We start from the raw sequence: 20,214 nt of genomic DNA on the forward strand, positions 1-20,214 counted from the left end.
CGTTATTGCCCGCGTCGCTCGGCGCGGCTCTGGCAGGGGACGCACAGCCGCACCCCCGGCACATGTTGACGGCGTGCTGCCGGGATGGGGTCGTCGCACTCTTCGCAGTGGTGCAGGCTCTCCCCCTGGTAGCGCCCTTTGCCCACCTGGTTGGCCAGATGCACGGCCAGCATTCGGGCGGCGTGGCTGTTTGCGCGGTCGATATCGTCCACCTGGCCTCCTTACCCTTTGAGATGGCGGGTGTCGTCATCCGAGAGGTACGGCACGCCATTGATGTGAACGAAGTCGGGGGAGGTGACGATGCCCTTGAGCTTGTGCACCCCCTTGCTGCCTCCCTTGGGGTCGATGTCGAGCAGGTCGGCGATCTGCAACTTCACCCCGAAGGCCTCGACCTTCATGGTTTCGTCGCCGGTGTCGGCGTAGAACAGCACATCGTCCGGTTTCAGCCCGCGCCAGCTGCCGGCCCGTTTGGCGGCATCGCTTAGCAGCTTGAAGTTCTTGGCATCGAGCTCGAACTCGCACTCGGCCGATACCTCGCCATCCACATAGCCGTCAGGGATGCCGCGGGTTTGCGCCACGGCGCTGTTGTCGGTGATGGTGAGGCTGGCCTTCTCGACGTGCACCATGGTGCCCAGCAGTTCAATGTCGAAGCTCTGCCCTGAAATGCGTCTGGTCATGGGTTAGCCCTCCCCATTGGTGAGGCTCAGATCGAGCATGATGTTGATGGTGATCCCCTTGGGGCAGTCCACGGTGCGGATCACCACGTAGATGGAGACGTGGTTTTTGTCGGTCCACTGGATAGCGATATCGCCATCCCGGGGGGAGGTGATCTCGCCCGGGAATGGCTGGCCGTTGATGGTGGTGGTCCTGGCCATCTCGCGCAGGTCTTTGCCAAAGTAGAGGATGGCGGCGGCGGTGCTGCCCGGGGTGGAGTTGAACGAGCGATCGCCGATGCGGGCAATGGCGCGCACCCGCATCCGGCGGGCCACCTTGTAGGCCACCCGCAGGTTTTCGATCACCTGGTAGTCACCGCCCTCGGTGTCCAGGGTGCGGCCATCGGCCCAATAGATGCCGTCATAGTCCGGGTACCACATCGGCACCGAGTAGCGGTTCTGCTCCAGGGTCTGTAGGGTCGCGAGCGGCAGCTCGACCGCGTCCTTGTCCTTGGGCTTGTTGCCAAGGCCGACCAGGGCGCCGGTTTTGACCCGGCACGGGGTATCGGCAATGCTCACCGCCCGGTTGCACAGGCGTCCGGCATAGGCGCCAGCGAGGTTGGGCCACAGCTGCGGCAGCAGGGTAACGGACTCGGCCTTGATACCATCTTGCAGGGTGACCAGGGCGGCCTCGTAGTCGCTCCAGCTCTGCCCATTCTTCTCGGCGGCATTGATCCCGGCGACCGCCAGCAGCATGAACTGCCAGCGACCCCACTTGGCGATCAGCTCCTGGCTCAGCGCGTGGGCGGCGTTGATCTTCGCCTCGTCCCACTCTTGCCCCAGCACCACCACCCCTTCAAAGGATTGGGTCTTCTGGGCCTCACGGACGGCATCTTTCCAGTCCATGTCGGTGGGCAGCACGAAGGCTGCCGCCGTCCAGTTCTGGCCGGCGTTGGCCATGGCTGCCTGCAGGTTGGTCTTGAGCGCGCTGGCGGGCTCGCCCAGCAGCTTGTCAAAGTCGCTCTGGGTATTGAGGGAGAGCAGCTTGCCGGTATTGCTTGGCGCCGAGCCGACAAACAGCAGGTGGCGCTCGACTTCCGTCACGGGCCCCTGCATCTGGTTCAAGTTGTTGATCTGTACATAAGGCCACATGGCGTTATTTCCCCTTCATCTCTTGCTTGTTGACGTCCCAGCCGTAGTCGATACTCTGCAGGGCGCGGGCAAAGGCTTGCTCCCGTTGCTTGGCGTTGGCGCCGAGGAACGGGCGGGCAGGGAGCTCAATCTCCCATCGTGCTTTTACCGGTTCATCCTTGAGCTTCCTGATGAGCAACCCCGCCTGGGCGTAGTTGAGATTGCCGGTGATCCAGCCAAGCGACGCCGAGCGGTATGACCCTTTGCGTGCGCCCGGGCGCTTGAAGCTGAGCTCGCGCAGCTTGCGGGCCTGCGCCTTGGTCGCGGGCTTGAGCTTGCTGCCCTCGCTGCTGGCAATGCGGCGCCGGCTGGCCGCGGTCACCTGATAGGTGTGTCCCTTCTGGTGGGTGTTGGCGATAACCCCGGCGTGGGCGTTCATCGTCCCCCGTTTGAACCCGAGCTCGGCCACGTCCTGGCTCGGGGCGTGGATCTCCAAGAGCTTGGGCAGGCCGCGCAGCATCTTGCGTTTACCCCGCTTGCGCGGTGTCCAGGGCTGGCCGTTGGGGTCTTGTTGCTGGCGTACATGACGGGCCGCCAGCTTTTTGAGCTCGGCCGCGGCGCGCCACACCAGGCGCTTGCGCTTCTGGGGCGGCAGGGCCAGCAGGTTGAGCTGGTCCTGGCTGCGGCGAGCGTCCAGGGTGATGGTGATCATGCCGGGCCACCTACCTGGTGATGGCCGGTGTCACCGACGTTCATGTCGATGTGGTCGGCCACCCAGATCTCATAGGGGGCCACCTGCCAGCGCTTGCCGAGCCAGTTGATGGGGCCGCTCGGGTGCTCGATAAGGCGCAGCGGTTCGGTAAAGGCGAGCTGGATCTCGAGGTCGGCACTCTTCTCATCGTTCGGGGTCACCGCGTATTCCGGGTCGGCCAGCTCAAACTGTTCGCGGAAGGTGTCGTGCTCCTGCACCCAGGCGGCGACCGCCGCCAGTAGGATGGCCGGATCCAGCTCACGAAAGGGCAGTTGCTCAACGATGAACACCGCCTGATAGGTGAGCCAGGCCACGTCCACGCCGGTGGGGCCCATGTTGCGAGATTCGAGGCGGATCGTTCCGTTCTCCATCCAGCTATCGAGAGACTTGCGGCACTTGGCGGGCAGCACCCGGTTGAGCTCGGCGTGGAGGGCGTGCAGGAAATAGCCCTGGGCCTGCTGTTCACTCATCTCTTTACTCATATCAACGAGACCCCCGCCCGGTGTTTGCCCTTGATGCTGCGCACCAGTTGCTGACTCTCGGCCAGTAGTTGGGCCCGTTGCTCCGGCGCCCGCTCGGCCAGGTTGTTGGCGGCCGGCCGTTCGGTGACGCTGGCGAACTCCGGCAAGAGGGCCGCCTTGGCGCGGGCAAACACCGCGGCCAGATACTGCTCGGTCAGGGCATTACTGCCGGCGTTAGAGCTACCTTGCAGGCTTGGCCCCGGTACCTCGGCGGCACAGGCATAGCCCTCGGCCATCAGCGCAGCCTGGCGCATCGCCAGCTGCAGGTTGATTTCCGAGATGGCCGCCAGCAGGGCGGCGCCAGTGGTTTGCGGGTCAAGATCGGCAGGCAGGGCCCGACGGCGCTCAAAATCAGCCACGGCCACATCTGGCCAGAACCCGTCATTGCGGATGGTGGTGGTGCTGTAGTCGATATCCTTGCCTGCAAACATCACTGACCTCGTCTGAAAAAAGGGCTCCCCTGTAGCCACGGATCGCAGGATTCGGCGCGGGCCTTGCGGCTGGCCTATCCTCCCCGCCGGGGAGCAACGGCGCGGAGAGGCGGTTTGTTATTCGGGATTGAGCACCCGCAGGCGCATGGCTATCTTCTGGCGCAGGGTGCCGACGCCTACCTTGCTGTGCAGCTTCTCTGCCTGGGCCAGCCAGTGGTCAGCTTGCTCCAGCGTGGCGCAGTCCCCCACTGCGCTCGGCCGCGGCTGGCCGTCCTGGTCACGTAGCAGCAGGCAGCCCGCCGCCTTGAACCACTTGGCGGTCAGCCGCTCGTTGAGGCGCCAGTCACCCCGCACCTTGTCGAACACCCGGGAGAACCAGGGCTCGACCGCATGGCCTTCAGCGGCCTGCTTCTCGGCCCACTCCAGTACGGTGTCGGCCACGAAGTGGGCCCAGTCCCGCTTGATGTTGCTCGGGGTGCGCTGGCCTTGAGCGATGGCAAGTTCGGCCCAGGCGATGCCAGTGTCGAAATCCCCGACATCGAAGGCCCAGACGGTGAGCAGCTGAAACAGCTCGTTCTGATAGGGCTGGCCGGACTCGGCCACGCTGGCCAGATAGCGCTCCACATAGGGGCGGTATTTGGGCATCAGCTCGCTGCGCTTCATGTTCACCCGATCGCCAATCCGGGCCAGCTTGCGCAGGCGGACGATGTCCTGTTCCAGGGCAATCATCTGCAGGTGCAAGCTGTCCGCCACCGCGCCGGTGGCCATGCCCGTGCAGGCGGCCTGCGCGACTCCCTGCATGGCTTGCACCCGTTGCTTGTGACGTTGACCCGGTGAGCTCATGGCTTACTCGCTCGGCGCAGTGGGGGCGGCACCGATCTCGATGTCGGCCTCTTCAAAGCCGCCATAGGCTAGGTATTCGCCGATGGCGTAGCCTTCCATCCGCCAGTACTGGTTATCGAAGCACTTCTTGTCCTGGTTATCGTCGGCCTTGCGCTTGCGGGTACCGCGCTGGGTGTAGATGTGCAGGTTGTCGAGGGTGGTCACCACCATCCGTTTGCCCGGGAAGAAGGGCGGGATGTAGGCTTTGCGCCCGGCGATGGATTCGGCCAGCTTCTGGGCTGCGATCTGCTCGGTCGGCTTGGTGGCTTCGCTGTAGAGCTTGGCCTGAGCCGAGGCCACCAGGTCGGTGCCGACCAGCACGACCAGACGCGGGTCCTGGCGGAACAGTGGATCGATGGTGGTGTTGATAAGGTCGGAGGCCATCTCGTCCAGGGTTTTGTAATCACCCTTGCCGTCCGGGTCGAAGTGGATCTTCTTGCCGGCCTCGGCCTTGATGATCTGGCTGCCTTCGTTCCACTCGCGGGCCAGCTGGTGCCAGCCTTTGTTGACGTCTTCGCCCAGCGGATGGGCTTTCGGGTCGGTGTCGTCGGCCGCTTCCACGCCGTTCCAGCCGACGCGCAGCATGTCCAGAGCAAACGCCTTGTTGATGAAATCGCCCACCAGGCGCAGGAACTCGCCCTCGCTGCCGGCGTTGGCCCAGACGCACAGGGTGGCCCAGTCGAGCGAGGCACACGAATCGGTCTCGGTCAGCTCGTAGGTGTTGCCGGCGACGCCGATCTTGCCGTTAAAGCGGCCATCCTTCTTACGGCCGGTGAACAGCTTGCCGATGCCCACTTGCACCACCTGGCCCTTGATCTGGTCTACGTCGAGGCAAGTGATAAGGCCCAGGAACTCGACGGAGGCGAGCAGCGCGGCGCGAAGGCCGGTTTCCACCGGACCGGTGACGCTGAACTGCTTGGCCAGCGCGTTAACGGGGATGCCGTAGGCCTTGGCCAGGGCATTGCTGTATTGCTCCAGGCGCTGCATGGCCTGGACGGTAAGGGTCTGGCTCACGGTCGCTCCTTAATAGACTGCAGGGGTATCGTCACCGCCGAGGGCGTCCGGGCGCTGGCCCGGCTTCTCGACAGAGAACTGGTCGATCTTGCTGTTCAGCTCGCCGAACTTGTCGGTCAGGCTGGCCAGGGTCTGCTCCAGCTTGCTGAACTGCTCGGTGGTGATGCCGGGTTGCGCGTCCACCTTGGCGGGCTCGGTGACCGGTTGGGTGGTGTCGTCGGTGGCCGGTTTGGCGTCCAGCTTGGCGCTGAAGGCATCGATCTTGGTGCCAAGGCCGTTAAGGGCCCCCAGCATCTGATCGAACTGTTCTGGTTTCATTTCCTCATCCTCGGGTTGGCTGGGGGGAGTCGTGGGCGCTTGCTCGCCATGGCTGGCCAGGAAGCTGAAAAACTTGGCGATCAGGCCATCGGCCTTCTCGTGCTTGGGTAGCTTGAACATGGAGAGGTCCAGCGGCTCGCTGGTGCCAACGGCCTGTCCCTTGTTGCTGTTGCTGAACTTGAGATGGGTGGTGCCGGTGCTGGCGGGCTCGTCGGTGACACCAAGGCCCAGCAGGTAGGTACGCCCCAGATCGGCGAAGTTCTCGAAGGGTTCGATGGAGCAGAACTGGTACTGGCCGTTCTGGTTGTAATAGATGAGATCGCGATTCGGGCAGAGGATGGCGAACAGCTTGAGCTTGCCGTCCACCTCTTCAGTTTTGAGCGCCTGCACCGTGCCATAGCTGGACCAGCGATCGTGCTCCGGCCAGATGACGGCGGTGTAATAGGTCGGATCGTAGGTCTCGGCCATGTCGGTAAGCCAGTCGCGGGTAATGTCCCGCCCATCCACCGCTTTGCCTTCGGTGGCGATACAGACCCAGCCAGTTCTCAAGGTTGATTCGTTCATGCCTGCTCCCAATAAATGCGGGGTCAGGCTATCGGGTCGGCAAGGGGGTTTCATCCAGTTGTGTTCGTGGCGATTCGGATCCAGCGGGATATCCGAATTGCTTGGAACATCAGTGAGATAAGCAAGGGGAGGGGCTGGCTATGATGGCGCCATCATTCACCTGATGGAGGCGCCGTGGCATATCCCGAAGAGATCCGCAATGCCGCGCGGGGACTCTACCTTAAACGATGGACACCCCAGGAGATCAAGGACGAACTGGGGCTTAACTCCTGCCGTGTGGTCTACTTCTGGGCCGAGAAGTACGGCTGGCGCGACCTGCTGACCGAAGAGGCGGTGGAGGATGCCATTGCCCGCCGGGTGCAGTCGCTGCTCGGGCGGGAGAAGAAAACCAGCGCTGAGCTGGACGAACTGGACCGACTTATCGGCCACCATGTCAGCCTCAAAGAGAAGGCCATCAAGTGGGCCGAGCGCCAGCAGGCCATCAAGGCGCAACGTGAGGGTGGAGAGGAACCCGCCTCACCGCGAACCCCACGCGGACGCGGTGGCCAAGATGGTGGCCGCAAGGGGAAGGGCGGCAAGAAGGGCAAGAACGAGGTTAGCCACCTGACGGAGACAGACTTTGCCGAGTGGCTGGGCACCCTGTTTGGCTATCAGCTGCGCTGCCGCGAGGCCAAGAACGATCCGGCACTGCCGCGTACCCGCAACATCCTTAAATCCCGCCAGATCGGCATGACCTACTACTTCGCCGGCGAGGCGCTGGAAGATGCGGTACTGACCGGCGGCAACCAGATATTCCTCTCCGCCACCCGCGCCCAGGCGGAGGTGTTTCGCTCCTACATCTGCAAGATTGCCCAGACCTTCCTCGGCGTCACCTTGACCGGCAACCCGATTGTCCTGTCGAACGGGGCCGAGCTGCATTTTTGCTCCACCAACTCCAACAGCGCCCAGTCCCGCTCTGGCAACGTCTATATCGACGAGTATTTCTGGATCCCCAACTTCGAGAAGCTCTCGGACGTCGCCAGCGCCATGGCGACCCAATCGCGCTGGCGCAAGACCTACTTCTCGACCCCGTCGAGCAAGGTGCACGAAGCGTACCGGTTCTGGACCGGGGATCGCTGGAAGGGCCAGCGCCCGAGCCGGGTGGCCATCGACTTCCCGGGCGAAAATGACCTGCGCGATGGCGGCCGCGTCTGCCCGGATCGGCAGTGGCGTTACGTTATCACCATCGAAGATGCCATCCGCCTTGGTTGCAACCTCATCGACATTGAGGAGCTTAAAGACGAGTACCCGGAGGAGGTGTTCGATCGCCTCTACATGTGCCGCTTTATCGACGATGCGTTATCGGTGTTCAAGTTCCAGGACATGGAGCGGGCAGGGGTAGACCCCAGCCGGTGGGAAGACTACAAGCCCGGGCGGCCTGATCCGTTTGGCCGGCGTGAGGTATGGATGGGCTACGACCCGAGCCGCACCCGCGATAACGCCACCCTGGTGGTGGTTGCTCCGCCCATGGTCGCAGGTGAGCGCTTTCGGGTGCTGGAGAAGCACTACTGGCGCGGGCTCAACTTCCAGTATCAGGCGCAGGAGATCGAGCGCATCGCCAAGAAATTTCGGGTCACCTATCTCGGGGTCGATGTCTCCGGTATCGGCGCCGGGGTCTATGACCTCTTGAAGCCCACCTTCAAAGGCATATGCCACCCCATCAACTACAGCATCGAGAGTAAATCACGGCTGGTCCTCAAGATGATCGACGTGGTCGAGGCCAACCGCATCGAGTGGGACAGCGCAGATCGGGATATACCGCTCGCGTTCCTTGCCATCAAGCGCAGCACCACCGGCGGCGGCCAGATGACGTTTCGGGCCGCCCGCGACAACGTGACCGGCCACGCCGACGTCTTTTTTGCCATCGCCCACGCCGTGGCCAACGAGCCGCTCGATACCACCCGCAAACGTAAATCCACCTGGGCAACCAGCCAGGAGAGAAAGGCAGCATGACCAAGCGACACAAATCCCAACCGGCCCGGGTGGCCACTCCAGCAAAGAACGCAGTGGCGTTCAGCATGCCGGAGGCCATCGACCCCACGGCCTGGATGACCGATTACACCGGGGTGTTCTACAACCCCTATGGCGAGTATTACCAGCCGCCCATCGAGCGCAAGGGGCTGGCCAAGGTGGTGCGGGCCAATGCCCACCATGGGGCCATCCTTATGGCGCGCCGCAACATGGTGGCAGGGCGCTTCACCAACCAGCGCGCAGCCATCACCGCGTTCGTGCACAACTATCTGCAGTTCGGGGATGCGGGCCTGCTTAAACTGCGCAACGGTTTTGGCCAGGTGGTGGGGCTGTACCCGCTCTCGAGCGTCTATCTGCGCCGGCGCGAGGATGGCTGTTTTGTCTACCTGCAGCAGGGCAAGCCGAGTCTGATATATCAGACTGAGGATGTGGTCTGGCTCGCCCAGTACGACCCCGAGCAGCAGATCTACGGCATGCCTGATTACCTGGGCGGCCTGCAGTCGGCCCTGCTTAACCAGGATGCCACCCTGTTTCGGCGCAAATACTTCCTCAACGGCGCCCACATGGGCTTCATCTTCTACGCCACCGACCCGAACATGGATGACGACACCGAGGAGGAGATGAAGGAGATGATTGCGAGCAGCAAAGGGGTGGGGAACTTTCGCTCCATGTTTGTGAACATCCCGGACGGCAAGCCCGATGGCATCAAGCTTATTCCGGTGGGGGATATCGCCACCAAGGACGAGTTCGCGGCCATCAAAGGGATCACCGCTCAGGATGTATTGACCAGCCACCGCTTTCCGGCGGCGCTGGCCGGCATCATTCCGACTAATGGCGGGGGAGGGCTTGGAGACCCCGAGAAGTACGATGCGACCTATGCCCGCAACGAGGTGCTGCCGCTGTGCGAGCTTATCCAGGATGCCATCAACAGCGCGGGACTCCCTCGCTCCCTTTGGGTCGATTTTCGGGAGAATATCGGTTCAACTGTATAAACAAACAGTGTTCGCTGTGGCAAGATAGGCTGTTGATTTGGATAGAAAAGGGGGCGTAATGCGGGTTTATTGCAAAGTGTGTGGCCAGCGGGGCCGCATTACCAAGACCAACCGACTGAGCGACGATGTCTCGGATCTCTACTGCCAGTGTACCGATGCAGAGTGCGGCCACAGCTGGGTGGCCACTCTGTCGTTCGCTCACACCCTAAGCCCCTCGGCCAAGACTACCAACCAGCTGGTGTTGAGCTTGATGGGGTCACTGACGCCAGAGGGGCGGCAGTTGGTATTGAAAGGACTGGGTGGTAATAGCGACGATCCTGCACGTTTCATGTGTGGTACCCCATGATTCTGCGCGATTGGAGGGAGGTATATTCACCCGCCAACATAGGCCGAATAGAGCGAAAGCGATCTTTTATTGTTCCTTCAAACCCTTCAAACCCTTCAAACCCTTCAAACCCTTCAAACCCTTCAAACCCTTGAAGCCACTGGCTTGATCTACTGAGTGATGAGTATGTCAAAGCTGAGATGGAGGATCACGAAAGATTCAAATTACTGAGGAAAATTAACATTAAAAAAATCCCCATGTGATACATGGGGATTTATCTTAAGGGACAAATTTGATGTTTGCGACAGACTAACCCTTGAGTCTGTTGCGGACGCGTTTACCGTAACCATTATCAGCAGCGGAGTTCAGCACGTACTGAATGAACATCGAGGCTTTTGAACTCGCCACAATGATATTGCTCCCTTCTTCCTCCGCGATAATCTTTGCCAGAGTCATGACAACTTGTTCTGCGCCATAATCCTGAATGGCGCAAAGAATTTGATAGCCGTCGTTGCTAACCCGCAAGGTGTCACGGGCGATTTTCATCTTGTTATAGAAGCCTTCCAACAGATCTTCCAAATAGGTATCCGCGAATGTTGACATAAAACCTCCTGTTGATTTTCAAAACAACCTTACCTGAAAACAAAATCAGATTTCAATGAGAAAAAACAAGAAAAATCAATGCCTTAAAAGTGGATTTGAAAATGAAAAAAAAATAAAAATATCCAAATCAATAAAATTTATTATTTTTGGATATGGCCATTCATTTTTATGTATTCATTTGTGGCGATTGTGGTTATTTTGCAATATCATGGGTGTATTGTTGTATGTGTAGATGTCTTAAGCGGCATTCACTACTTGTCAGAACCGGCCAGAGGATATGTTTTTGATCACTCAAGAATACATGTTGATCGCTGAAAAATTAGCCACTGATACTCGATTACCTGCCACAAATGACTTCACTGATTGCGCTCAGGCGTGTTTATCGGAATGGTTGCAATTGTTGATGGTCATTGAGCGCATTAAGGCGAACAAGAATGGCGCAGCGATACATCTCACCGCGTTGGTTGAGCTTGCTGAAGCAGTTTATAGAGATCCGTTGGTCATTGACTACGCACTGAAGGACATAAGAGGTTATGGTCTAAGAGAGAACCAGTACTGGAATCCTCAGCCTTCCATAGACAGGCGTCGCCTAGATGTGCTCCACACATTTTTTACTGCAATGGATGGAGGTCAGTCTCAGAGCGTGTACTTGACCCAGCTTGGTAAAAACCTCCGTGTAAGCAAGCGTGATTTCAATGGTTCACAAAAGCGTTATGAAAAGATCGTGTGTGAAATAATCCCAGGTCTAATAGATTGCATAAATTTCCCCTGGAAAAACCTCAATAATTGGCGCATGCACTACCCTCATGAAGCTATAATTCGAGCAATGATCTTTCATTCCGAACTAATTGACTCAATGTTTGATCTGCGGAAATGGATTGAAACACCTTTCCAAGAATTGAAGACGCAGGCGTTATTTACACTGTTGCAACGAGGTGAAATAGACAGCCCTGCTGGCGATAAGAAACTCTGTGCAGCTCAGATCAGTGTAATTCGCGAGAAAATGAATGAGTTAATTGCCATCGATGTGGTTAACAGAATCAATACTGTCTCTGCCTCTATTGGTTTTAGCCTCGCTCACCCATTACAGAATCCAGACTTTCCGCTCGTCGCAATGACAGACCGAGAAACTATAGCTTTTCCCGGCGACCCTAAGCCCGAGCACGAGCAGGAAGTTATTACGCTGAAATTCAGCGTCAAAGACCTGCAGAGCTGTGTTAGACGAGATCAAGTCGCGGTGTTCTATCTAGCTTTGGAGAGGGCTATTGAGTCCGCCATGCCCAGTGATAACACTATGAATTTTAGCTCCGAGATGCGTTTGTCTCTCCCTATATGGGATGCGTTGCAAAATACGTTGCGCTGGACGCACGATGATTTTTTTATGCTGAATTTTCCTTGTAAAGCACGTGTTAATGCGACAGTGATGTTAATTGGAGTGGAATTCAGCCAATGGCTTTGGAAAGAACGACGTTGTGGTAAACTCACAACATTCATGGCAGCAAAAAAATACTCCTCACGCCGCTCAGATATAACTACAACGAACTCTACGGTCAAACAGTACTATGAGCGCATGCGTTCATGGTGTAAAACAGAGTTAGCATCAACAGTTAAAGGTCAACTTTCTAGCCGGGCTGAAAATCTCACACAAATTCAGAGTGGTCTTCTTTGGCCCATAAATATAGATTTAATCAGACGTTATAAAGAGTTTGTTACAATTTTAAGTAACTTCACCGGGTGTGATATTGCCGGTAATTTTGATGTAGATAGAATTATTTCTATCGCAGCTATGCTGAGGGAAATTCTATCTAACTCTCCTGAAATTGGCGAGAATGAATTAAAGAAATATCTCTGTGAAAAGTTTAATATTCCAACCCCAAAGGATAGTTCATTTTTACGTATCGACCATGCTAATTCATTCGGTAGACTAGAAAAATTGGTTGAGCTGAATATTGACATAGGTTGGGGAGAGGAGGAGGGGTAAGTATGATTTTTTGGGGTGTGGGCAAAGATCATTTTTGGCTATTTGAAGGTGTTTCTGGCATGATTTAAGCTGGTAGCGCATTTGTTCCTACAGAGCACAGCCTCTTGCTATGAAGTAAGGCCACTTTCGTAGCCGTAGTATTTTTATTTAGCTCCTGATAAATGTTAGGAGCTCTACAGTTTTCATTGGGAGATGTTGTATTAACTAATTTATTGGCAGGTCTAGTCAGTTCCTTTTCCCTATCTATTAATCTACAAATACCTTGTTTAACTATGCCTAAAAGCTACCGTTCAGAGTATTTTGTTGCATTCCCGAAAGAGTCCTCTATCGGGTATTTTTTTTCATTTATAAGGAGTTTCTTATTTGCTGCATCAAAGAGATCAACATGCACAACATCCGATATCCTCAAGAGATATAGGAATATATCTGCTAGCTCCTCTTCTACTTTTATATGTTGTTTTTCACTTAGGTTTTCACTTTCCTTTTCCGTCAGCCATTGGAAAATTTCTACTAACTCACTAGCTTCCACTGATAAAGCCATAGATAAATTTTTAGCATTATGAAATTTATTCCAGTCTCTTTTTTTTGCAAACTGCCTTAACTGCTCTTTCAGAAACTCATGATTTCGTTCGCTGTGATTATTAGTTTTTGACATAAAATCCTACCAGTTCATCAAGAGTAATGTTTATTCCTCTTCCTATTAAACAGTCTTTGCGCTGATTGAAGAAATATTCGAGGAGTTTTCTTACATCGACCGTATGTGAATGATGAAACATACTGTGACAGTTTGGACATAAGGATAATATGTTTTCAGGGACATCAAGACTAAATTCTATTTTATCTTGCATCTCCATAGGTATCAGATGGTGTGCTTCGACAAAATTTTTATTGGTTACTCTCGAGGTGAACGTTTTGTGTGTTTGATCTACTTCACAATCGAAATTCGCTGATTCAAGTGCAATTTTTGCAATGGAGCCTTTTCTGTTCCATTTCCCATTCTCACTTGCATTGCTATTCAGTTTTTGGGGAACGTCTATGGGGCCAGGTTTGAGAGACACTGCAGGCAGTTTTTCTACAAGACTTTGATACTCATCTTCATCTGGAGTGCTAGGTTCAATCTCATTTAATAATGATATGAGTGACTCTTCTTCAATGTCAGTAACTGTTGATTGCTCCAAACGTTTACTACGCAGAGCCTTAATTATGTTCGAATGAAACTCAATGTTGGTCTGAGTAGAGGCTAACAGCACATCTGATGCTTGGTGAGTCAGCGTCCATTTAAAACGGTTAGCATAATAGTTTTCTTTGGTTATCTCTTGCCCTGTCTTTTTATCATTTCTCTTCGTTACTCTTGGTGGCCAAACCTCAGAGTTATCAATAAAGAAATTTGTATTTATATCCCCATAAAGAACTGAGTCAACCTTAAATTTAAATTCTTCAATGAACTCTCTTGATAATAATTCATTTTTATAGTTTGGGAAAATGTTGTTCGGATCGGCATAGAGAGGGTTGTCACGCATATCATCAATATTGTTTATAGATACGCCAATCAGAAAAATAACAGCGTCTCCTGCCTTTATGTTCTTGTGTTCTCCTGCATTCATCATACCCCATATGGAATGTTCTAATGCAATTTCAATGTTTTCAGCAGTTCTCTCATCATTTCGTAGACCAACAGTCCAAATTTTCCTTGCCATTATATAAGCACACCTGATTCTGAGGGAGAATAGTCTTCGCAAATGTTATCTAAGGAGCTTACCATTTTCTATAGCATCGGACTATTGATACCCTCTACGAACACCTGTTCGATGCAGTTGTGTTGTTCCTTCCTCCACTCCGGCGTATCCATTCCCTCCAGCACTCGCCACATCTCTGACTGATAGGGCTGCGGCAGCATCTCGATCCAGCGGTGCGCCCCGGTATGCCCCTGCGCTTGGTAAACCTTGCCGCACAGCTCAACCAGCATCGGCCAGTCCTTATCCCCCTCTGGTACCGCGTATTCATCAGGTTGGTCCTGTTCGGCAGGCTGTAGTCCCTCCAGCTGCCAATCCAGCTCGCTCGGTAGCGCTCGGCTCGACTGTACCTGTCCATTCTCCAGCCACAGTGTGAAACCATCCTCCCTTACGCTGGCACCTGACCGTAACCGGTCGATGGAGAAGGGCGATAACCCCCATTGTTCCTTCATGATCTGGTCTGCGAAGGCATCAGGATCTGGCTGCGTACAGTTATTGTCAGAGCTCCAAGGTGCCGGGCTGTCGCCCGTCTTAACCCCAACCCCCCTCGCTGCAGCCTCGGCGGATTTCCTGGCTTCATGGGTACCGGCAGGCACAATCTCCCACCCTTGCAGGCGGGTCTTGATGCCAAGGCGAGCGGAGGTAATGCCCATCAGGCGCTTGATGTCTTCGCCATAGCTGTTGGCCTGCTCCTCAATGAGGTGGGCCAGCTTGATCGGGTGTTCGGCGCGGGTGGCCAGTGCGCCGCCCATGGCGTGCAGGTAGCAGCGAAAGATGCCGTTATCTGCGGCAAAGCGTGCGGCCTCAAAGCGTGGGTCTTGCAGCACGGGCTTGGGTGGGCCAACCAGATCGGCATGCTTCTTGGCGTTGCTGATGCGGCGCAGCTCGCGCCATACCCCGACCGGGGCGCCTCCGATCTGCTGGAAGGTGCGTATGCCCCACCAACTGGCCCAGGCCACGGCATGCAGGGCGCCCTCATCGGCTGCGGTGCCAGCCTCTTCGTCGTCGTCCAGGTAGGCGCCGTCGATGTTCTTGGCAATGTATTTGGCGATATAGCCCGCGGCATCGCCCTTGGCCGGGTCTATCTCTTTCCAGTCGAAGCGGGGAGTAAAGTCGGTAAAGGGTGGGGCGCCCTTGATATCCCGTACCAGCTCTTCGTGGTCATCGGTCAGGGCATAGCGTTGCAGGATGCCGATCACCCGGTTGCGATCTTCCGGGCGCATAAATAGCAGCAGGTGCCAGTGCGGGGTGCCGTCGTGGTGAGCCTCGCACACGCGAAATCCATAAACGGGGGCGTTCCACCGTTTGAGGGCGGCTCTGGCGCGGCTCCATAGCTTGGCCAGATAGGCGCAGGTCTCCCGCGGTGTGCCCCCTTGATAGCGTTTGTTCTCTACCGCTTTGCCGTTGTGCTTTTGTGTCCAGGCATGAAAGCGGCTCGGCGCTGTCCAGGTGAAGAAGACCCCCACATGACCCTGCTCCTCGGCATAGTCATTGAACCCCCGCGCACGCACCATCATTTCGTTGCGGCGGTTCACCGGGTTGGCGTTGCTGGCCTCCCAGCAATCCTTCATCGACACGACCAGGTCATACTGCTCGTTGATCACTTCCGACTCGGCCAGCCAGCGCATCATGGCCCGCTTGCGTTCGCGCACCACCTTCATGGTGGCGTTCGATACATAAGCCGACACGCCCTTACGTACCTTGCCGAGCAGAATGTTGATCTGCTCCTGCAGCCGATCCCAGCAGCGGTTGATGCGCTTCTCCCACCACTTGGCAGAAAGCAGGCGCACCATCACGCTCAGGATCCAGTTATCCCGCACCTCGTCGGATTTGAACTTGGGCATCTTGCCGATAAAGCCCCACTGGTCGGCAGGCTGGCGCATCAGCTCCCAGGTCTGCAGCAGATCCGGTTCGGCTCCGTCTTTAATGCCCTGCTCGATGTTCTTGTAAATGGCTGCGGTCTGGTTGGCGAACTGGTGGGCCACCTTCTTGCGGCCCTCTTCATCGCGCATCTCCCTTGGGTTGACCGGGATGGAGTGGAGCAGCTGGTGCACCCAGCGTGTGCGCTCACGCAGCCAGATATTGGCCGCTCGGCAATGGGTGAAACTGCAATCCTTGCGGCGCCGTGCATACTGCTTGAACAGGTCGCGGGTTAACTCGGGGGAGAGGCCATCAAGCAGCTGGATGGCCCACAGCAGATCGTATTGACCGCGTGGGCCGCCAAAAACGGCGTCAAAGTTGACGCCGGGCAGAGAGTTGCAAAGGGTGTTGACGCGCTGCAGCTGTGCTTTTCTCGACAGCGGCAGCCGGGTGGTGAGCTTGGTCATGCGTTAAGCGGATAACGTCTTGATGCGAAACAGGCATCCACTGATGCGCTGCTGGGCATGGTTTTTCATTCGCCGAGCGGCCGCGCACTGACGCAGCAACAGCTTGATGCTGACGTGGGGGCGGGCAGGTAGCTGGCGCGCATGGGCCAGCTCCCGTTGATAAAGACGCAGCCGCGCTGCGTCTTCCCGATAGGCCTCTTGCCAGCGATACATCAGGCTGGTCAGTTCCTGCTGCAGGTGATGGGTCACTTGATCACCTCACCTTGCCCATGCAGTGGCGCGCACTCCTGCCACCACTCGCCGATCTCTTTGGCCAGCGCTGTCGCGCCCTGACCCAGTGCCAGCCAATAGACAGAGCGCACCGCACCGAGCGCCAGCAGCTCCCGGGGGATATCCCGATCGCCTCTGGCCTCACCGCCGGCAGCGATAAACTCAGCGCGAGCTGCCAGCCAGTGGGTGGTCAGCGGGTTGTGTGCGGGGAGTGGTGCGGATTCTTCATCGTCCTCGTCGCCGTCATCATCGAGCAGATCAGCCGGGTTGCTGGTCGCAACCAGCTGCAGCTGGATGTACTGCTGGCCGGAGTAAACCCCGCCCAGGGCGATGCGGTTATCTTCGGCATTGGCGGCGAACATATCGGCCAGCAGCCCCTCGACCACCTTGGGCGCCTGGCGGGCAATCTTGATGATGTCGCTCATTGGCAGGCCCTCCGGTTAATGCTGAGAAACAGCTGATGCCAGCGCAGGGCACGCTTTGCCTGGGCTAACAAGGTTTTACCCTCAGTTCCTCTTAGGCATGAGGAGTTGCGGGCTTTGGCGGTGAGCCGCTGGCGCAGGCGTGGCAACTCGGCCAGCGCCTCCTGCTCGGATATGGGATGGAAGATCTTGCTCATGCCTGCACCTCCGGCGTGGCGATACCGGTCAGCAGCCAATCGACATGGCGCTTCAGCTCCGGGTGGTTGGCGATCAGCAGGAACAGGCCACCACCGATCTCGCGGTATCCCAGCTCGTAGTTCTTGAGCGTGGTGGGCGGAATGCCGAGCAGGGCGGCAAACTTGGGACGGCTTAGCCTCAACTGTTCCCGCAACTGGCGCAGACGCTTGGCGGCATGGTGGTTGAGCAGGTTGATTTGGGTTGGTTGTGCGTTCATGGTCAGGCTCCTTGTTGAGTGGTGCAGGGGTTGATGCGGCTGAACAGAGAAGCCCAAGCCAGTGCGGTTGACCGCTCCATAAGCGCAACCCCGTCCGGGTGTTGGCTAAGACGGGCGCCATAACGGCCCGTCAGCTTGCGTTGTTGGATGCGAAGGTTGCGCAGTGCGCAGGGGATCGCTAAAGTTGCCATGTCGACTTCCTCATACGTTGTTGATAGAGGCCCGCTTGGAGTTGCAGCTCCGTAATGCGGGCTTTTTTATTGCCCAATAGGACGTGGGCCTTGCCCGGTCATCTGGCTTGCTGCCAGCACCGCGCGTTTCATGCGCAGCTTTGCTGCTCTCTCTTTCTTCTCCCTCTCGATATCCCTGATGGATCTGGTGACCGGTGCCGGGTGCCACACCTTGGTGTCACAGCCGCCGCGAAATTCGCTTTGGTACTCCAGTGCAATCACCGCAAGGCGGATCGCCTCGCGCTGCGCATGCGGCAATGCCGACAGCGTGGCGCTCATCAGTTCGCCCCGAGGCTGGCGGGCGATGGCACAGATGGCCGCTTTCTTGGCCTGGCCCAGTGCCAGCCAGTCGGTGTCGAGGCTCGAGCGCTTCTTGCCGAACATCTCGCGCAGCAACATGCAGCCGGCGGTGTTCATGGCCACCTGTTCTTCTGGCGTCAGGCCAGCCAGATTGCGTTGTTGATGGTCAATGCGTTGGGTTTGCATGGGTTCCCTCCTTACATGGTCATGGTTTGCATCAGGATGTCTGACGCACAGGCCAGGGTCGGCACCGCCTGAAAGCGGGCCTCAATGTCGTGGATCAGGATGGCGAGTGACCCCATGGCCGAGGTGGCCACGCTCACCAGGGTATTGCGCTCAGAGCGGGTGATCCGGCCGCGGTCAGTCAGCTCCAGCGCCCGCTGGCCAATGCTGGCGATCTTTGCGTTCAGGTCGATGGCCTGGTGGGGCAGGGAAGGCGCTCGATCAGCCTGTGGGATGGCCACGGCCGTCAAACCACAGCCAAACAGGGCTCCATCGAACAGGGTTTCATCCCCCTCACTCGCCTGGGTAATGGCAATCAACTCGGCCACCGTCAGCTCATGAGGTTGGTCGGGGTTTAACTTGTTGCGCAGGAGCTGCGGATTCATGCCAACTCGCTGGGCGATCTCGGCCATGTTGTGACTGGCCGCAAAGCGTTGGCAGGCGCTGATCCAGTGCGGATGTTTGCTGGCGTATTCGGTAAACATGCGAGGTTCTCCTTGACCCGTTATGGTGTTTGCAGGTTCACGCGAGCGTCATGGTGACGTAGCGCTCAGCCTGATAACGGGCTTTCAGGAACAGGGCGTAAAGATTGACCTCGCGAGGTGCGCCCGGGCCGTCTTGCAAAATGGGCAACTGGCCGCGGTCGGCACGTTTTTTGACCGCTTCCAGGCTAATACCTTGGCGGTCGGCGTACTCCTTCAGGCTTTCGCTGACGCGATTACCAAAGGGGTAATCAAGCGGTAGTTGGCTTACATCACTAGGGATGCGGATAGGTTTGATTCGAGTTGTCATGATGAATCCTTCTTAGGGGGTTCAAACACAAGGAGTGGGTTGTTGCGGGGTGCTGCGCGAATCGGCCTTTAACTTGCCGCCAGTGAGTACCTCGATCTGGTAGGCGCGGCCTTTGGGAACAAAGTCACTCCATTGAGAAATGGCTTGAGGCTTACAGCCCAGTGCTTGTGCCAATTTGTTAGTGCCACCGAAGTGGTCAATTGCGTCTTTTTTCTTCATCACACTCCACCTTGTAAGGTTTACTTTCGAAAGCAAATGTAAAGCTAGGTGAATCATGATTGCAAGGAAAAACTTACAAAAAAGACAAGAAATTCTACGAAAGCAACTTGTAAGATTGCTTACATGAAAATAAATGAACGCATCAAGCAGACACGTAAGAGACTCGGGTATAGCCAGGAGATTCTTGGCTCACGGGTAGGTGTATCACGCGTTTCCATTAGTCAATGGGAGCGGGGAGAAAACACGCCTAATGGTCGCTATCTCAATGAGTTAGCTGCTGCGCTAGGAGTCACGGTAGATTGGCTTTTGACAGGTGAAGGGGACGCCCCAAGTTCGTCTGTGGAGCAACGGATACCTGGTTATCACAATGTTGAACCAGCAGTGATTTATCAGGGTAAGCGGATCCCGATTCTGAGCTACGTGCAGGCGGGCAACTGGCGCGAGATGTGCGAGCAAGCCACTGCCTTCGATGGCAATGTCGAATATGTATCGGCAGGTGGCGAGATCGGCCCATACGGCTTTGGCCTGTGGTTACGTGGTGACTCCATGGTGCCACTATTCAAGGAAGGGGATCTCATCATCGTTGATCCTGATGAGTCACCCCAACCAGGGGATTATGTCGTGGCCAAGAACGGCAGCAACGAGGCTACGTTCAAAAAATACCGACCCCGCGGTATCGACGAGAACGGCCAAGAGGTGTTTGAACTGGTCCCCCTCAATGACGATTATCCCACCATGCACTCTGACCGGCAGCACATCCAGATCATCGGCGTGATGGTAGAACACAGGTCATATAGAAAAAGACAAACAGGGCGCTAATGCGCCCTGTTTAGATTATTAATTCTCGGAGGCGTGATCGATAACAACGTCAGTGACGCTGTTAATGAGTAAATCAAATCTAATTAATAATCTATCATCCCACATGCTCAGTGCGACTGATGAAACGAAGGCGAGATAGAGCTCTCCATCAGCATGGAGTTACACTAATTCTTGACATCACGCAGAGGTGTTAGGCGTGGAGATGTCGTTATGCGACGCTGAATAGCTTGTTGTATAGGCGTCTTTTTAC

The 20,214-nt window shown here is 56.4% G+C and carries 27 protein-coding genes; 5 read left to right on the forward strand and 22 right to left on the reverse strand.

Annotation, left to right across the window (positions count from 1 at the left end):
* Positions 1 to 2 precede the first annotated feature (2 nt).
* The 9 genes from G5533_RS01810 to G5533_RS01850 form a co-directional block, all read right to left on the reverse strand.
* Positions 3 to 212 (reverse strand): TraR/DksA family transcriptional regulator, encoded by a 210-nt coding sequence (locus G5533_RS01810; RefSeq protein WP_124240861.1) that lies wholly within the window; start codon positions 210 to 212, stop codon positions 3 to 5.
* 9 nt (positions 213 to 221) lie between these two features.
* On the reverse strand, positions 222 to 677 hold the full coding sequence (locus tag G5533_RS01815; RefSeq protein WP_441254345.1) for a phage protein: 456 nt from the start codon (positions 675 to 677) through the stop codon (positions 222 to 224).
* Positions 678 to 680: 3 nt separating this feature from the next.
* Entirely contained in the window at positions 681 to 1,805 is a 1,125-nt protein-coding gene (locus tag G5533_RS01820) for a DUF2586 domain-containing protein (protein WP_441254346.1), read from the reverse strand.
* A 4-nt stretch (positions 1,806 to 1,809) separates the two neighbouring features.
* Positions 1,810 to 2,496, reverse strand: a complete 687-nt coding sequence (locus G5533_RS01825) for a phage virion morphogenesis protein (RefSeq protein ID WP_441254348.1) — start codon at positions 2,494 to 2,496, stop codon at positions 1,810 to 1,812.
* Positions 2,493 to 3,005, reverse strand: a complete 513-nt coding sequence (locus G5533_RS01830; RefSeq protein ID WP_323909984.1) for a phage tail protein — start codon at positions 3,003 to 3,005, stop codon at positions 2,493 to 2,495. Before G5533_RS01830 ends, G5533_RS01825 begins: the two co-directional genes overlap by 4 nt.
* A gap of 8 nt (positions 3,006 to 3,013) precedes the next feature.
* The gene (locus G5533_RS01835; protein WP_441254349.1) at positions 3,014 to 3,487 is read right to left on the reverse strand and encodes a head completion/stabilization protein; all 474 of its coding nucleotides are present in this window, start codon (positions 3,485 to 3,487) and stop codon (positions 3,014 to 3,016) included.
* 117 nt (positions 3,488 to 3,604) lie between these two features.
* A complete protein-coding gene (locus G5533_RS01840) occupies positions 3,605 to 4,330 on the reverse strand; it encodes a terminase endonuclease subunit (protein ID WP_441254350.1) in 726 nt (241 codons plus the stop codon).
* A gap of 3 nt (positions 4,331 to 4,333) precedes the next feature.
* On the reverse strand, positions 4,334 to 5,383 hold the full coding sequence (locus tag G5533_RS01845) for a phage major capsid protein, P2 family (protein ID WP_202004217.1): 1,050 nt from the start codon (positions 5,381 to 5,383) through the stop codon (positions 4,334 to 4,336).
* A gap of 9 nt (positions 5,384 to 5,392) precedes the next feature.
* Entirely contained in the window at positions 5,393 to 6,265 is an 873-nt protein-coding gene (locus G5533_RS01850; protein ID WP_441254352.1) for a GPO family capsid scaffolding protein, read from the reverse strand.
* Positions 6,266 to 6,439: 174 nt separating this feature from the next.
* Here G5533_RS01850 and G5533_RS01855 point away from each other — a divergent pair, with 174 nt between their 5' ends.
* From G5533_RS01855 to G5533_RS01865, 3 genes are read left to right on the forward strand one after another with little or no spacing between them, the layout of a single operon-like run.
* On the forward strand, positions 6,440 to 8,257 hold the full coding sequence (locus G5533_RS01855; RefSeq protein ID WP_441254353.1) for a terminase large subunit domain-containing protein: 1,818 nt from the start codon (positions 6,440 to 6,442) through the stop codon (positions 8,255 to 8,257).
* Positions 8,254 to 9,267, forward strand: a complete 1,014-nt coding sequence (locus tag G5533_RS01860; RefSeq protein ID WP_441254355.1) for a phage portal protein — start codon at positions 8,254 to 8,256, stop codon at positions 9,265 to 9,267. The genes G5533_RS01855 and G5533_RS01860 overlap by 4 nt, the downstream gene beginning before the upstream one ends.
* 58 nt (positions 9,268 to 9,325) lie before the next feature.
* Complete coding sequence (locus G5533_RS01865) at positions 9,326 to 9,613, forward strand: ogr/Delta-like zinc finger family protein (RefSeq protein ID WP_441254356.1); 288 nt, start codon at positions 9,326 to 9,328, stop codon at positions 9,611 to 9,613.
* Between the two features lie 288 nt (positions 9,614 to 9,901).
* Here the strand turns inward: G5533_RS01865 and G5533_RS01870 are convergent, their stop codons facing one another.
* Positions 9,902 to 10,195, reverse strand: a complete 294-nt coding sequence (locus G5533_RS01870) for a hypothetical protein (protein WP_441254357.1) — start codon at positions 10,193 to 10,195, stop codon at positions 9,902 to 9,904.
* 283 nt (positions 10,196 to 10,478) lie between these two features.
* On the opposite strand from G5533_RS01870, the gene G5533_RS01875 reads away from it, so the two are divergent.
* On the forward strand, positions 10,479 to 12,176 hold the full coding sequence (locus tag G5533_RS01875; protein WP_441254358.1) for a hypothetical protein: 1,698 nt from the start codon (positions 10,479 to 10,481) through the stop codon (positions 12,174 to 12,176).
* Between the two features lie 283 nt (positions 12,177 to 12,459).
* Here G5533_RS01875 and G5533_RS01880 read toward each other — a convergent pair whose 3' ends face one another.
* From G5533_RS01880 to G5533_RS01935, 12 genes are all read right to left on the reverse strand, one after another.
* A complete protein-coding gene (locus G5533_RS01880) occupies positions 12,460 to 12,831 on the reverse strand; it encodes a nucleotide pyrophosphohydrolase (protein ID WP_441254359.1) in 372 nt (123 codons plus the stop codon).
* The gene (locus G5533_RS01885; RefSeq protein ID WP_441254360.1) at positions 12,818 to 13,873 is read right to left on the reverse strand and encodes an HNH endonuclease; all 1,056 of its coding nucleotides are present in this window, start codon (positions 13,871 to 13,873) and stop codon (positions 12,818 to 12,820) included. Before G5533_RS01885 ends, G5533_RS01880 begins: the two co-directional genes overlap by 14 nt.
* A gap of 68 nt (positions 13,874 to 13,941) precedes the next feature.
* Positions 13,942 to 16,236: a replication endonuclease gene (locus G5533_RS01890; RefSeq protein ID WP_441254361.1), complete on the reverse strand. Its 2,295-nt coding sequence runs from the start codon at positions 16,234 to 16,236 to the stop codon at positions 13,942 to 13,944.
* A gap of 3 nt (positions 16,237 to 16,239) precedes the next feature.
* Positions 16,240 to 16,485: a hypothetical protein gene (locus G5533_RS01895; RefSeq protein WP_075115566.1), complete on the reverse strand. Its 246-nt coding sequence runs from the start codon at positions 16,483 to 16,485 to the stop codon at positions 16,240 to 16,242.
* Positions 16,482 to 16,931 carry a hypothetical protein gene (locus tag G5533_RS01900; RefSeq protein ID WP_234799760.1) on the reverse strand — a complete coding sequence of 150 codons (450 nt, stop codon included), beginning with the start codon at positions 16,929 to 16,931 and terminating at the stop codon, positions 16,482 to 16,484. Before G5533_RS01900 ends, G5533_RS01895 begins: the two co-directional genes overlap by 4 nt.
* On the reverse strand, positions 16,928 to 17,125 hold the full coding sequence (locus G5533_RS01905) for a hypothetical protein (protein ID WP_421347552.1): 198 nt from the start codon (positions 17,123 to 17,125) through the stop codon (positions 16,928 to 16,930). The genes G5533_RS01900 and G5533_RS01905 overlap by 4 nt, the downstream gene beginning before the upstream one ends.
* Positions 17,122 to 17,382, reverse strand: coding sequence for a helix-turn-helix domain-containing protein (locus tag G5533_RS01910; protein WP_421248772.1), 261 nt, complete (start codon positions 17,380 to 17,382; stop codon positions 17,122 to 17,124). Before G5533_RS01910 ends, G5533_RS01905 begins: the two co-directional genes overlap by 4 nt.
* Before the next feature lie 2 nt (positions 17,383 to 17,384).
* On the reverse strand, positions 17,385 to 17,573 hold the full coding sequence (locus tag G5533_RS01915; RefSeq protein ID WP_041204794.1) for a hypothetical protein: 189 nt from the start codon (positions 17,571 to 17,573) through the stop codon (positions 17,385 to 17,387).
* A 66-nt stretch (positions 17,574 to 17,639) separates the two neighbouring features.
* On the reverse strand, positions 17,640 to 18,098 hold the full coding sequence (locus tag G5533_RS01920) for a hypothetical protein (RefSeq protein ID WP_065402397.1): 459 nt from the start codon (positions 18,096 to 18,098) through the stop codon (positions 17,640 to 17,642).
* An 11-nt stretch (positions 18,099 to 18,109) separates the two neighbouring features.
* Entirely contained in the window at positions 18,110 to 18,619 is a 510-nt protein-coding gene (locus G5533_RS01925) for a phage regulatory CII family protein (RefSeq protein WP_139390534.1), read from the reverse strand.
* Positions 18,620 to 18,656: 37 nt separating this feature from the next.
* Positions 18,657 to 18,926, reverse strand: coding sequence for a DNA-binding protein (locus G5533_RS01930; RefSeq protein WP_108570490.1), 270 nt, complete (start codon positions 18,924 to 18,926; stop codon positions 18,657 to 18,659).
* Between the two features lie 21 nt (positions 18,927 to 18,947).
* Entirely contained in the window at positions 18,948 to 19,145 is a 198-nt protein-coding gene (locus G5533_RS01935; protein ID WP_139390533.1) for a Cro/CI family transcriptional regulator, read from the reverse strand.
* A gap of 123 nt (positions 19,146 to 19,268) precedes the next feature.
* Between G5533_RS01935 and G5533_RS01940 the strand changes: the two genes are divergently transcribed.
* On the forward strand, positions 19,269 to 19,964 hold the full coding sequence (locus G5533_RS01940) for a LexA family protein (protein WP_441254362.1): 696 nt from the start codon (positions 19,269 to 19,271) through the stop codon (positions 19,962 to 19,964).
* Positions 19,965 to 20,214: the final 250 nt, after the last annotated feature.

It is taken from the genome of Aeromonas sp. A600620 (genome assembly GCF_029479985.1).
Lineage (GTDB): Bacteria > Pseudomonadota > Gammaproteobacteria > Enterobacterales > Aeromonadaceae > Aeromonas > Aeromonas veronii_A.